Genomic DNA, 12,593 nt, shown 5'->3' with positions numbered 1-12,593 from the left:
GTACCGCGTCGAGTGCGTTCGCGAGCGCGATCGGATCTTCCTGGACCCACTTCGTCATCGCCGTGTCGATGTAGCCGGGTGCAATGGAGTTGACCCGAATACCCTTGTCGCCGAACTCCACTGCGAGAGACTCCGTGAGGTGCGCAACGGCAGCTTTCGACGTGCAGTATGCGCCTCTCCCCTTCCGCACACGCAGCGCAGACACCGAAGACATGTTGACGATGGCGCCGCCGGGACCGAGGTGACGTGCCGCCGCCTGAGCACCGTAGAGCACTCCTTCGACATTGACACTCAGCGTTGCGCCGATCTGCTCCGGGGTGATCTCCTCGGCCAGCGCAAACGGGAAGATACCCGCATTGTTGATCCAGAAATCGACCCGGCCGAACTCCTTCAACGCCAACTGCGCAAGCAATTCATGCTCGTCGGGCTTGGTGACGTCGACCCGAGCTCCGACGACGCGACCCGGCTTGTCCGCCAGTGCATTCGACTCCAGGTCCGTGTTGATTCGCGTGGCCGTGGCGAGCATCTGCTCTTCGTTGATGTCGGCGCCGACGACATGTACGCCACGTGTTGCCAGTCCTTCGGCGAACGTCGCACCCATTCCCTGGGCCGCACCGGTCACCACTGCGACCTTGCCTGCCAACTCCGGGTATACCGCCGACATCTGCGTCACTACGGTGCGGCCCGGGTTCGTCTGGTCAGAGCTTTCGGTCATGATGAACTTCTCCTACTGAATATTGTTGTGCAAGAAACATTTCGGTACTTCACGCGTGTTCGGACGCTCGGGGCGCGTCGTCACGGGAGACGGTGCGGCGGGCGATCTTCCACTCCTCACCGACCCGAACCACGTGATCTGTGACAGTTGTCATCCGCACCAGTCGCGAGTCTCCGCCGCGAGCGGTGGCAACGATCTGCAGGTATCCGTGCACTGTGAGAGCACTCTCGTCCACCGCCTCGACGACGAGATTGGTCAGAACGTGGCGATGCACCTCGTCGGCAGCTTCCGCCGCAGCGAAGAAGCGAGCAGCAAAAGCCGCAAGGGCGTCGAAACCGACCACGGGTTCCGGATAACTGGGGGAATGAAACTCACCGCCATCGGTGAATGTCTGCGCCCAATCCTGCTGGCGCCCAGAGTCTATGCAATGACTCTGGTGGCCGTACAGCTGGTGAATTGCGGCAACGTCCCCCGTTGCCACGACGCTGTAGTTGCTCATGAAGGTTCTCTCCGAACACGCTGCGCTGCATCCACCCGAAGGTTGTGCAGCTCCGTAAAGTGTGCGATAATCGCACACACTGTGCGATATGTTCAAAGCGTAGGTGGCATACCTCACAAACGTCAAGAAAGGGATTTGATGTCAGAGCTGAGCGAGGAACACCGGCCGCGCAAAAGTGCAGTTCAAGTGGACTCCAGCATGTCGAAAACGCTGCACCACGGACTCGAGATCCTGGAACTCCTGACGTCCTATCCGCACGGCTTGTCGGTCACCGACATCGCCGACGGTGTGGGAGTCCACCGAACCGTCGCACATCGGTTGATCCGCACGCTCGAGGCTCATCACCTGTGCCGCAAGGACTCCTTCAAGCGCGTCACTCTCGGCGCCGGCCTGGTCACCCTCGCCGAACCGGTGGAACAGGATTTGCGCACTCTCGCTCGCCCGATACTTCAAGAACTTGCCGAGGCCACCGAGGCGACAGCGCACCTGGTGGTCCGCGAGAGCGATACCGAAGTGCGCGCGCTGATGGTGGTCGAACCGCGCAGCGCCAAGGTTCACGTCGCGTTTCATCCAGGGCAGGTCGATCCGATCGACCGCGGCTCCGCCGGGCTTTCCATCCTTGCCTCACTCCCGCCGACGAGCGGGGAACGAGAGGAAGTGACGGCGGCACGCGCACGCGGCTACGCAGTGACCGTCGGCGAGGTCATCCCGTCCGTCCTGGGAATCTCGGCGGTGATCCCCGGCCGACGCCGCGACGCCATCTCCAGCCTCGGAATTTCCGTCTTCGACTCCGAGGACCAAGCAGCGCTGGGCGCCGAGGTCATGGCAGCGGCAAGAACCCTCGGCAGCATGTTGCGCTGATCCGAACACCAGTCGAGCCCCGGGAATACCCGGGGCTCGACTTTGTTGACTCCGAATGAGATAGTTGAACAATCAACTACCTGACATCAGCTTCACGGATACAAGGAGTACGACATGCCTGCTGTGACAGTCGAGAACATCTTGGCCCTGCCCCGTCTCGACGAGCCGGCAGAGTCAGCAGTCGACCGCCCCGTCAAGAGCATCACCACCGCACCGGTCGGATACGAAGGTGAAGGCTTTCCCGTGCACCGCGCCTTCGCCGGCATCGACCTCTCCGCCCTCGATCCCTTCATCCACATGGACCAGATGGGCGAGGTCAACTACGCACCCGGAGAACCCAAGGGCACACCGTGGCACCCGCACCGCGGCTTCGAAACCGTGACCTACATGATCGACGGCATCATGGAGCACCAGGACTCCAACGGTGGCGGTGGCATTATCGGCGGCGGCGACACCCAGTGGATGACCGCGGGTGGCGGCATCCTCCACATCGAAACTCCGCCGGAGCACCTCGTCCTCAGCGGCGGCCTTTTCCACGGCGTCCAACTGTGGGTCAACCTGCCTCGCGACAACAAGATGGCATCTCCGCGGTACCAGGACATCACCGGTAACAAGGTGGCCCTGCTTTCCTCGCCGGACGGCGGAGCCTTGGTACGCGTCATCGCCGGAGACATCGCCGGCCACGCCGGACCTGGTTCGACGTACACACCGATCGCGCTCTCCCACACGACTGTGGCCCCGGGTGCGAGCCTGACGCTTCCGTGGAACCCCGAGTTCAACGCGATCGTCTACGTGCTCGCCGGCGAAGGCACGGTCGGGGCCGAGCGTCGGCCCATTCGTGTCGGACAGACAGCTGTCTTCGGACGCGGTGACTCCATCACCGTCGCCGCCTCCGATCGCCAGGATTCACGGACCGAATCTCTCGAGGTATTCATCCTCGGCGGCAAACCGATTCGTGAGCCCATCGCGATGGCCGGGCCGTTCGTCATGAACACCAAGTCCGAGGTCATGCAGGCCTTCGAGGACTTCCAGGCCGGACGCCTGGGATCCATCCCGGCGGCACACGAGACGCTGAGCTGACATGTCGTCGGTAGTCGTCCAGCGAGCTGACGAACGTGCGCATCTCAACTACGGCTGGCTCACGGCGCGTCACAGTTTCCCCTTCGCCGGAAACTTCGATCACGCCGCGTACGCGCACGGACTTCTGTTGGTGAACAACGACGACATCATCGAAGCCGACTACGGTTTCGACACTCATCAGCACCGCGACACCGAGATCGTGACGTGGGTGCTCAGCGGATCTCTGGTTCACCAGGATTCCGCTGGGCACTCCGGGGTCATCCATCGCGGACTCGCGCAGAGAATGAGCGCCGGTACCGGAATCCTGCACTCCGAGCGCAACGATCGCTTCCGGGCCGACGGCTCACGTGTCACCGAGCCCGTTCACCTCGTCCAGATGTGGATACCCCCGGACGAATCCGGAGTGACTCCGAGCTATCAGGAACTCGACATCAACTCCGAACTCGACGGCGGTGGCCTGATCACCCTGGCGTCGGGGATGCCCGCGCATCGCGATCACAGCGCGATCAGCTTGCACAACAAACATGCGGCACTGCATGTTGCTCGCCTCGAGACCGGTGGGTCGGTATCTCTCCCGGATGCGCCGTACGTGCACGGCTTCATCGCCGGTGGCACTGTCGACGTCGAGGGAGTCGGATTGCTCGGTCCGGGAGATTCGTTGCGACTCAAGGATACTGGCGGTCAACGAGTCGAGGGAATCGGCGATGCGGAGATACTCGTGTGGGAGATGCACGCGTCGACGAACTGACGACACCACCGAGTACGCCCAATGTTCGGACTACACAGCAGGTTCGTCGTAGGGTGGATGCCGGTAGTGGCGGATCCCGATTGTGGTGGATCCCGGTGGTACAGAAGGAGGAGCCATGGCATCTGGTCGAGCACAGGCCCCACGGACGACACCGCACATCGATGTGCACCGCTCCGGCGATCGCTTGAAATCCCGCGTCTCCTGGCTGGATTCGAAACATTCGTTCTCGTTCGGACAGCACTACGATCCGGACAACACTCATCACGGATTGCTGCTCGTCAACAACGACGACACCGTACTGGCGGGAACCGGTTTCGACACCCATCCGCACAAGGACATGGAAATCGTGACCTGGGTGCTTCGCGGTTCGCTCGTGCACCAGGATTCCATCGGCCACACCGGCGTCATCTATCCGGGACTCGCCCAGCGCATGAGCGCCGGTACCGGAATCATGCACAGTGAGAAGAACGATTCGTGGCGTATCGGCGGCGAACAGCATTCCGACCCCGTGCATTTCATCCAGATGTGGGTGGTACCGGACGAAGGTGGACTGACCCCCGGTTACGAACAGCTCGAGATCGACGACGAACTGCTGCGCGGCGGTCTGATCCCGGTTGCCTCCGGGATGGAGCGCTACAAGGATCATTCGGCGATTCGCATCAACAACAAGAACGCCGCCATGCATGTCGCACGCATTCTGCCGGGCACCTCAGTGAATCTTCCGGGCGCACGGTTCCTGCACGTCTTCGTCGCGCAGGGCACTGCCGAGATGGAGGGCGTCGGCACACTGTACGAGGGCGATGCTGTCCGGTTGAGCGATTCGGGTGGCCAGCAGCTGACCTCCGACGCCGGGGCCGAAGTCCTCGTCTGGGAGATGCATTCACGTATCGGTGGTTGAGACCCGGTCTCGGCAGGACTCGGCGCGCTGGAGATACTCGACGGATGAGCATCGACAACTCCGCCGCGCCCGTCAAGAAGCTTGACCCACTCAACACATTGATGGGTGTGCGCGCCGTTTCGGTCGAGCCCGGGGACCTGGCCTTCGCGCAGGCCGTCGGCGAGCGATTCCACGATCACCGTGGCAAGACCGTGCTCGGTTCCATCGGCGTCATGATCGACGGTGCCATGGGTGGCGCGGTGTACTCGGGACTGACCTCGGGCCATCAGTCCGTGCTCGCGCAGGTCACGGTCAGTGCGGGCGCCGACATCCCCGACGTCGCGGACGTCGGTGCCACCGGAACACTCGTGCATCTCGACGACGGCGTCGGACTCGCATCCGGGCAACTTCGCGACGAGAACGGCACCCTTCTGGCAGTGATGGCCGGTCGCGCCATGGTGGTCTCGCGTCCCCCCGTCGTGGGAATCGACGACTACGTGGAGGGCGAGCCGCTGCCCGTCCCGACGCCGGAGAAGACAAGCAACCTGAGCGGGTTGTCCGGGTCCGACGTCGTCGAAGGAATCCGCGACGGCAAACTCGAACGCGGTCCACTCGCCGGTCTCCTCGATCTTGCTGTCGTCGACGTGACCCCGGGTTCCGTCGTCGGTGAGTTCGCACCCGTGGCCTGGATGGTCAACCCGTTGGGCGCCGTTCAGGGCGGTGTCCTCATCTCGGCAGTCGACGCCATCACTGGCCTGTCTGCCCAGACCCTGACCCGCGTCGACCAGGACTATCGCGTCCTCGACCACAAGATCGACTTCCTGCGCTCACCCGACATCGGCGGGCCGGTCTTGCGCGCCGAGGCCTCCGTGATTCGTGCCGGGCGCAGGCTCGCGCTGATCGAAACTCGCATCGTCGACGCCGGCGGACAGGTCTATGTGCGGGCCACTTCGAGCATTCAGATGCTCTCCCAGCAAGTTCACAGCGGATAACCAGTTCCGCACCAGGTCGCCCGTCCACCATTGAGACAACAGCCCACACAATGGAGGTACAGCGGCGTGAACAAAGACATCGAAGCGAGCAGGCTGCGCGTGAGCCGTCGGCGGGCTCTCGCCCTCGGCGGAACCATCAGTCTCGGCGGGCTCATCGCAGCGTGCTCCGGCAACAGTGGCACCGCCACGACGACTTCGGCTGCGGCTGCGTCGACGACAACCACTTCCGGCACCTCCGCCGCGGCCACGTCCGGTGACGCTGTCACCGCACTTCTGGCCAAAGCACCGCAGTGTGTCATGAGCAAGGAAGAGACGCAGGGTCCCTACTGGTTCGACGTCGACTCCATTCGCGGCGACATCCGCGAGGACCGTCCGGGCACCACGCTGCAGGTTGCGATGCGCGTGCAGGACAACAGCCAGTGCAACGTCGACGGCAGCATCGGCGCGGTCAGTAACGCCGTCGTCGAGATCTGGCACTGCGACGCCGGCGGCGTGTACTCCGGCTTCGAATCCGGTTCGCTGAGCGCCAACGGCGGCGGCGGTGGCGGCGGAACTCCCCCGGCCGGCGGGATGGGTGAACCTCCGTCAGGTGCACCCGGAGGCGGAATGGGCGAACCACCGTCAGGCGCCCCCGGCGGAATGGGCGGCGGCATGGGAGGGTCCGGTGAGACCTCCGACGGTTCGTACAGCGTCGGCGACACCGAAGCCACCACCACCGACGACGGTACCTATCTGCGCGGGGCGCAGACCACCGATGCAAACGGCATCGCACAGTTCACCACGATCTTCCCCGGCTGGTACATGGGCCGCACCACCCACATCCACGTCAAGGTTCACATCGACAAGAAGACGGTCCTCACGTCGCAGACCTTCTTCGACGAGACCCTTCTCGACGAGGTGTACTCGCAGTCCCCGTACAGCGAGCACACCGGTCGTGAGAACAACACGAACAACGCCAGTGACGGCATCTACGACGACACCGGCCTCATGACCGTCGAAAAGCAGTCGGACGGGTCCTACCTCGCCGTCATCAACCTGGGTATCGACGCCTGAGGTAGGAGCCCGGTCAGCTGCCGACGTATGCCGCGAGGTGCTTTCCCGTGAGGGTGGAGCCGTCGGCGACGAGCTCCTCGGGAGTGTCCTCGAAGACGATCCGACCGCCGTCGTGACCCGCACCAGGGCCGAGGTCGATGATCCAGTCTGCGTGTGCCATCACCGCTTGGTGGTGCTCGATCACGATGACTGACTTGCCGGAATCGACCAGTCGATCGAGCAGGCCGAGCAACTGCTCGACGTCGGCCAGGTGCAGTCCGGTGGTCGGCTCGTCGAGGACGTACACGCCGCCCTTCTCACCCAGGTGGGTTGCCAGCTTGATGCGCTGACGCTCACCGCCCGACAGCGTCGTCAATGGCTGGCCGATCGTGAGGTATCCGAGCCCCACGTCGACCAGTCGGACGAGGATCTTGTGCGCAGCGAGGGTCTTGGCCTCACCGTCGCCGAAGAACTCCTCGGCCTCGGCCACCGACATCGTGAGAACCTCGTTGATGTCCTTGCCACCGAATTTGTATTCGAGTACCTCGGCTTGGAAGCGCTTGCCCTCGCACTCCTCGCAGAGAGTGGCAACGCCGGCCATCATCGCCAGGTCGCTGTAGATGACGCCGTTGCCGTTGCACGTCGGGCAGGCGCCCTCGGAGTTGGCACTGAACAGCGCCGGCTTCACGCCGTTGGCCTTCGCGAATGCCTTGCGGATCGGGTCGAGCAGCCCCGTGTAAGTCGCCGGGTTGCTCCGACGCGAGCCGCGGATCGCACTCTGATCGACCGACACCACGTCTTCGCGTTTCGCGAGTGAGCCGTGGATCAGCGAACTCTTGCCCGACCCTGCCACACCGGTCACCACGACCAGTACGCCGAGCGGTACGTCGACGTCTACATCTTGGAGGTTGTGTGAGTTCGCTCCACGAATCTCGATTGCTCCGGTGGACTCCCGCACGGTCTCTTTGATTGCGGCCCGATCGTCGAAGTGACGGCCGGTTACGGTGTCGCTGGCACGAAGGCCCTCGACGGTGCCCTCGAAGCAGACGTTTCCGCCGGCGCTACCCGCACCCGGACCGAGGTCGACGATGTGGTCGGCGATCACGATCGTCTCCGGCTTGTGCTCGACCACGAGCACGGTGTTGCCCTTGTCGCGCAGGCGCAGCAGTAGGTCGTTCATCCTCGCGATGTCGTGCGGATGCAGGCCGGTGGTGGGCTCGTCGAAAACATACGTGATGTCGGTGAGCGAGGAACCCAGGTGACGAATCATCTTGGTGCGCTGAGCTTCACCGCCGGAGAGGGTTCCCGACGGCCGATCGAGACTGAGGTAGCCGAGTCCGATCTCCACGAACGAGTCGAGCGTTTCACCGAGCGTCGTGAGCAACGGCGCGACCGACGGTTCCTTCAGTCCGCTGACCCATTCCGCGAGATCGCTGATCTGCATCGAGCAGGCGTCGGCGATGTTGACGCCCTTGATCTTCGACGACCGCGCCCCCTCGCTCAGTCGCGTCCCGTCGCATTCGGGGCAGGTGGTGAACGTGATCGCCCGCTCGACGAAAGCCCGGATGTGGGGCTGCATCGCGTCGACGTCCTTGGCCAGGAACGACTTCTGAATCTGCGGAATCAGACCCGTGTACGTCAGGTTGATGCCTTCGACCTTGATCTTGGTCGGCTCTTTGTAGAGCAGATCGTTCAGTTCCTTCTTGGTGTACTTCTTGATCGGCTTGTCGGGATCGAAGAAACCGCAGCCGCGGTAGATCCGGCCGTACCAACCCTCCATGCTGTAACCGGGCACCGTGATCGCACTCTCGTTGAGCGACTTGGTGTCGTCGTACAACGCGGTCAGATCGAAATCGTTGACCGCCCCTCGTCCCTCACACCGCGGACACATGCCGCCGGTGATCTTGAAGCTGCGACGCTCTTTCGTCTGACGTCCGCCGCGTTCCATCGTGACCGCGCCTGCTCCGGAGATCGAGGCCACGTTGAACGAAAACGCCTGAGGCGAACCGATGTGAGGCTTTCCGAGACGGCTGAACAGGATGCGGAGCATCGCGTTGGCGTCGGTGGCGGTTCCGACGGTCGAGCGCGGGTCGACTCCCATCCGCTGCTGATCGACGATGATCGCGGTGGTCAGGCCGTCGAGAACATCGACGTCCGGCCGCGCGAGCGTCGGCATGAATCCTTGAACGAAAGCGCTGTAGGTCTCGTTGATCATCCGCTGCGATTCCGCGGCGATCGTACTGAACACCAGCGAACTCTTCCCCGAACCGGAGACGCCGGTGAATACCGTCAGCCTCCGCTTCGGGATCTCGACACTGATGTCTTCGAGGTTGTTCACCCGCGCGCCTTGCACGCGGATCAAATCGTGGCTGTCTGCGGTGTGCAAGGCAGTCATCGTGTCTCCATCTGTCAGTCGATCGCCGACGGTCTCAGCGCAGTTGACGGGCTCAGCGCAGTTCTTGAATACGGATCAGGTTTCCCGCTGGGTCCCGGACGGCGCAATCGCGAACGCCGTACGGCTGCTCGGTCGGTTCCTGGACGACGTCGATGTCGCCGGCCTGAAGTCGTTCGAACGTGTCGTCCAGATCTTTGGTGGCCAGGAGAAGTCCGCCGTAGGTGCCCTTGGCCATCATCTCGATGATGGTGCGGCGCTCCTCGTCGGTGATTCCGGGATCGACGGCCGGCGGATGCAGCACGATGGAGGTGCCGGGCTGGCCGGGCGGCCCCACCGTGATCCAACGCATCCCGTCGTAGCCGACGTCGTTGCGAACCTCGAAGCCGAGCGTGTCGCGATAGAAGTTCAGGGCGGCTTCAGGGTCGTCCTGCGGAAGGAAACTCGAGTGAATGGTGATGTCCATGGCGATCACGTTAATTGCGGCTGCGCGGTCTGCGCTTCTCGATTCCTGATCGGTCTGGTGACTTGTTTGGACACGCAGGACGGCATTCCTGCCGTCGACTGCTCGGCCTCGCGCCGATAGACACTGGGCGGAACCCCCACCAATTCGGTGAACTTGCTGCTGAAAGTGCCGAGAGAGCTGCAACCGACCTCGAAGCAGACGTCCGTGACACTGAGGTCTCCGCGCCGCAGTAACGCCATCGCTCGCTCGATTCGCCTGGTCATCAGGTAGGCGTACGGCGGTTCTCCGTATGCCTGACGGAATTGGCGACTGAGATGCCCCGCAGACATGTTCACTCCCCGCGCGAGCGCCTCCACGTCCAGAGGCCGCGCGTACTCCCGGTCGATACGGTCTCGCACACGTCGTAGTCGCGCGAGGTCCTGCAGGTGCGGATCTGCGGCAGGTCTGCTGGTCACGTATTCGATCGTGCCATGCCATACCGACGTTGCCCAGCACAAGAGATGAACTCGGCGTGGAGCGATCGCGCACACACCGAGCAGTTCGTCATGATCGTGTAAGGATGGAGAAATGACCACGGCTCATCGCTCAGGCATCGACCTCACCCACCTCGACGGCGACACACGGGCGCAGGACGATCTGTTCGTCCACGTCAACGGAAAATGGCTCGCCGAATACGAGATTCCGGCAGACCGCGCAGTCGACGGGGCCTTCCGGACGCTCTACGACAAGGCCGAAGAAGACGTACAGACCATCATCACCGAAGCCGCGGAGTCCAACTCGGCCGCCGGTACCGATGCACAGCGCATCGGCGACCTGTACTCGAGCTTCATGGACGCCGACGCCGTGGAGGCCGCAGGCCTCGGCCCCATCGACGACGAGCTCGACGCCGTCGCCGATGCGCCGGACCGGTCGTCGCTGGCCACCGTGATCGGACGCCACCAGCGCGTCGGCGTCGGCGGTGCCATCTCGCATTACGTCGACACCGATGCCAAGAACTCCGAGCGGTACCTGATCCACTTCAGCCAGTCGGGAATCAGCCTCCCCGACGAGTCGTACTACCGCGAGGACAACTACGCGGAGATCCGCGAGAAGTACGTCGCGCACATCGACAAGATGTTCACCCTCGCCGGCGTCGGCTACGACGCCCAGCGTGTGTTCGAGCTCGAGAAGAAGATCGCGGCCGGGCATTGGGACGTCGTCAAGCGTCGTGACGCAGATCTGAGTTACAACCTGGTGGGCTTCGAGGAACTGACCGAACAGAACCCCGGTTTGGACTGGGCGGCATGGCTGTCCGGTCTCGGCGCCGATTCGGAGAAGTTCGCCGAGATCGTGGTCCGCCAGCCCGATTTCCTGCACACCTTCACCGCACTCTGGGCGTCGGAGTCACTGGACGACTGGAAGGCATGGGCGGCGTGGAAGGTGCTTCATGCCCGCTCCCCTTACCTGCATTCGGCCCTGGTCGACGAGACTTTCGCTTTCTACGGCACCACACTGTCCGGGACCGAAGAGAACCGTGAGCGCTGGAAGCGCGGGGTAAGCCTGGTCCAGGATCTGCTCGGCGAGGCCGTCGGCAAGCTCTACGTCGATCGACACTTCCCCGCAGAGGCGAAGACCCGCATGCTGGAACTGGTCGCAAACCTGCAGGAGGCGTACCGCCGCAACATCTCCGACCTCGAGTGGATGAGCCCGCAGACTCGTGAGGCTGCATTGGCCAAGCTCGAGAAGTTCACCCCGAAGATCGGTTACCCCGACAAGTGGCGCGACTACGCCGGACTCGAGATCTCGGCAACCGACCTGGTGGGCAACTACCGTCGCGGATACGCCGCCGAGTACGACCGTGACCTGGCCAAGCTGGGCGGCCCCGTCGACCGTGACGAGTGGTTCATGACGCCGCAGACCGTCAACGCCTACTACAACCCGGGCATGAACGAAATCGTGTTCCCCGCAGCCATTCTCCAGCCGCCGTTCTTCGACGCGGCAGCCGACGACGCTGCCAACTACGGCGGCATCGGCGCCGTCATCGGCCACGAGATCGGTCACGGGTTCGACGATCAGGGCGCCAAGTACGACGGCGACGGCAACATGGTCGACTGGTGGACCGACGAGGACCGCAGCGAATTCGGCAAGCGCACAAAGGCTCTCATCGAGCAGTACAACGAGTTCGAGCCCAAGGAACTGCCGGGCCACCACGTCAACGGCGAGTTCACGATCGGCGAGAACATCGGCGACCTCGGCGGGCTGTCGATCGCGATCGCGGCGTACAAGATCGCGACCGAAGGTACCGAACCTCCGGTCATCGACGGACTCACCGGCTTGCAGCGCGTGTTCTTCGGGTGGGCGCAGGTATGGCGCACGAAGGCCCGTGAGGCCGAAGCGCTTCGCCGTCTGGCCGTCGACCCGCACTCGCCGCCGGAGTTCCGGTGCAACGGCGTCGTCCGCAACCTCGACACGTTCCACGAGGAGTTCGACGTCAAGCCCGGTGACGCACTGTATTTGGAGCCGGAGAAGCGTGTGAAGATCTGGTAGCAGGGGCAAGCCCCAGTGCGCGCTTAGGGACCCCCTGGACTCCCTGAGCGCGCACGGGGCCGAAGGCCTACCGGGCGTACATGATCACCCCGACGCCGACCAGACAGATCAGCGCACCGGCGATGTCGAAACGATCCGGGCGGAATCCGTCCATCACCACCGCCCACAGCAGTGAACCTGCGACGAAGATCCCGCCGTACGCGGCGAGGATGCGCCCGAAGTTCGCATCGGGTTGCATGGTGGCGACGAGACCGTAGAGGCCGAGCGAGATGACGCCGAGCCCCACCCAGATCCATCCCTTGTGCTCGCGAATTCCCTGCCACACCAACCACGCGCCCCCGATTTCGAGCAGCGCGGCGAGTACGAACAGCAACAGCGAACGTGCGACGGTCATGCCGCACACAG

The 12,593-nt window shown here is 63.5% G+C and carries 13 protein-coding genes; 7 read left to right on the top strand and 6 right to left on the bottom strand.

Translation table 11 applies throughout. The features are described 5' to 3' along the window. Both RWT78_RS13000 and RWT78_RS12995 read right to left on the bottom strand, forming a co-directional pair. On the bottom strand, positions 1-715 hold a 715-nt coding region (locus tag RWT78_RS13000), incomplete at its 3' end, for an SDR family oxidoreductase (RefSeq protein ID WP_314676036.1). Between the two features lie 49 nt (positions 716-764). Continuing rightward, entirely contained in the window at positions 765-1,214 is a 450-nt protein-coding gene (locus RWT78_RS12995; RefSeq protein WP_314676035.1) for a nuclear transport factor 2 family protein, read from the bottom strand. 138 nt (positions 1,215-1,352) lie between these two features. Here RWT78_RS12995 and RWT78_RS12990 point away from each other — a divergent pair, with 138 nt between their 5' ends. The 6 genes from RWT78_RS12990 to RWT78_RS12965 all read left to right on the top strand — a co-directional run bounded on the left by RWT78_RS12990 (position 1,353) and on the right by RWT78_RS12965 (position 6,825). Further along, entirely contained in the window at positions 1,353-2,075 is a 723-nt protein-coding gene (locus RWT78_RS12990; RefSeq protein ID WP_314676034.1) for a helix-turn-helix domain-containing protein, read from the top strand. Between the two features lie 114 nt (positions 2,076-2,189). Further along, entirely contained in the window at positions 2,190-3,155 is a 966-nt protein-coding gene (locus RWT78_RS12985; protein ID WP_007731415.1) for a pirin family protein, read from the top strand. A 1-nt stretch (position 3,156) separates the two neighbouring features. Further along, entirely contained in the window at positions 3,157-3,903 is a 747-nt protein-coding gene (locus RWT78_RS12980) for a pirin family protein (protein WP_003939960.1), read from the top strand. 115 nt (positions 3,904-4,018) lie between these two features. Then, complete coding sequence (locus tag RWT78_RS12975) at positions 4,019-4,801, top strand: pirin-like bicupin family protein (protein ID WP_003940511.1); 783 nt, start codon at positions 4,019-4,021, stop codon at positions 4,799-4,801. A gap of 44 nt (positions 4,802-4,845) precedes the next feature. After that, positions 4,846-5,772, top strand: a complete 927-nt coding sequence (locus RWT78_RS12970; protein ID WP_314676030.1) for a hotdog fold thioesterase — start codon at positions 4,846-4,848, stop codon at positions 5,770-5,772. A 66-nt stretch (positions 5,773-5,838) separates the two neighbouring features. Then, positions 5,839-6,825, top strand: coding sequence for a protocatechuate dioxygenase (locus tag RWT78_RS12965; RefSeq protein ID WP_042452745.1), 987 nt, complete (start codon positions 5,839-5,841; stop codon positions 6,823-6,825). A 13-nt stretch (positions 6,826-6,838) separates the two neighbouring features. Here the strand turns inward: RWT78_RS12965 and RWT78_RS12960 are convergent, their stop codons facing one another. Genes RWT78_RS12960 through RWT78_RS12950 form a run of 3 tightly spaced genes read right to left on the bottom strand, consistent with a single transcriptional unit; the run spans position 6,839 to position 10,117 of the window. Then, positions 6,839-9,199 carry an excinuclease ABC subunit UvrA gene (locus RWT78_RS12960; protein WP_314676027.1) on the bottom strand — a complete coding sequence of 787 codons (2,361 nt, stop codon included), beginning with the start codon at positions 9,197-9,199 and terminating at the stop codon, positions 6,839-6,841. Between the two features lie 52 nt (positions 9,200-9,251). Then, positions 9,252-9,662 (bottom strand): VOC family protein, encoded by a 411-nt coding sequence (locus RWT78_RS12955; protein ID WP_003940539.1) that lies wholly within the window; start codon positions 9,660-9,662, stop codon positions 9,252-9,254. A gap of 5 nt (positions 9,663-9,667) precedes the next feature. Continuing rightward, entirely contained in the window at positions 9,668-10,117 is a 450-nt protein-coding gene (locus RWT78_RS12950; protein ID WP_030535180.1) for a helix-turn-helix transcriptional regulator, read from the bottom strand. A gap of 112 nt (positions 10,118-10,229) precedes the next feature. Between RWT78_RS12950 and RWT78_RS12945 the strand changes: the two genes are divergently transcribed. Continuing rightward, positions 10,230-12,188: a M13 family metallopeptidase gene (locus tag RWT78_RS12945; RefSeq protein WP_058037706.1), complete on the top strand. Its 1,959-nt coding sequence runs from the start codon at positions 10,230-10,232 to the stop codon at positions 12,186-12,188. Between the two features lie 67 nt (positions 12,189-12,255). Here the strand turns inward: RWT78_RS12945 and RWT78_RS12940 are convergent, their stop codons facing one another. Beyond that, positions 12,256-12,582 (bottom strand): YnfA family protein, encoded by a 327-nt coding sequence (locus tag RWT78_RS12940; protein ID WP_003940244.1) that lies wholly within the window; start codon positions 12,580-12,582, stop codon positions 12,256-12,258. Positions 12,583-12,593: the final 11 nt, after the last annotated feature.

Source organism: uncultured Rhodococcus sp. (genome assembly GCF_963525155.1).
Lineage (GTDB): Bacteria > Actinomycetota > Actinomycetes > Mycobacteriales > Mycobacteriaceae > Rhodococcus_F > Rhodococcus_F qingshengii.
Note: the sequence above shows the minus strand (reverse complement) of the source record. Positions and strands in the feature narration are given on the sequence as shown.

Bases quoted from the DNA above. Each gene is read 5' to 3' on its own strand.
- RWT78_RS12975 (WP_003940511.1), top strand. From the start codon at position 4,019: ATGGCATCTGGTCGAGCACAGGCCCCACGGACGACACCGCACATCGAT.
- RWT78_RS12955 (WP_003940539.1), bottom strand. From the start codon at position 9,662: ATGGACATCACCATTCACTCGAGTTTCCTTCCGCAGGACGACCCTGAA.
- RWT78_RS12940 (WP_003940244.1), bottom strand. From the start codon at position 12,582: ATGACCGTCGCACGTTCGCTGTTGCTGTTCGTACTCGCCGCGCTGCTC.
- RWT78_RS12995 (WP_314676035.1), bottom strand. From the start codon at position 1,214: ATGAGCAACTACAGCGTCGTGGCAACGGGGGACGTTGCCGCAATTCAC.
- RWT78_RS12985 (WP_007731415.1), top strand. From the start codon at position 2,190: ATGCCTGCTGTGACAGTCGAGAACATCTTGGCCCTGCCCCGTCTCGAC.
- RWT78_RS12970 (WP_314676030.1), top strand. From the start codon at position 4,846: ATGAGCATCGACAACTCCGCCGCGCCCGTCAAGAAGCTTGACCCACTC.
- RWT78_RS12960 (WP_314676027.1), bottom strand. From the start codon at position 9,199: ATGACTGCCTTGCACACCGCAGACAGCCACGATTTGATCCGCGTGCAA.
- RWT78_RS12945 (WP_058037706.1), top strand. From the start codon at position 10,230: ATGACCACGGCTCATCGCTCAGGCATCGACCTCACCCACCTCGACGGC.
- RWT78_RS12980 (WP_003939960.1), top strand. From the start codon at position 3,157: ATGTCGTCGGTAGTCGTCCAGCGAGCTGACGAACGTGCGCATCTCAAC.
- RWT78_RS12990 (WP_314676034.1), top strand. From the start codon at position 1,353: ATGTCAGAGCTGAGCGAGGAACACCGGCCGCGCAAAAGTGCAGTTCAA.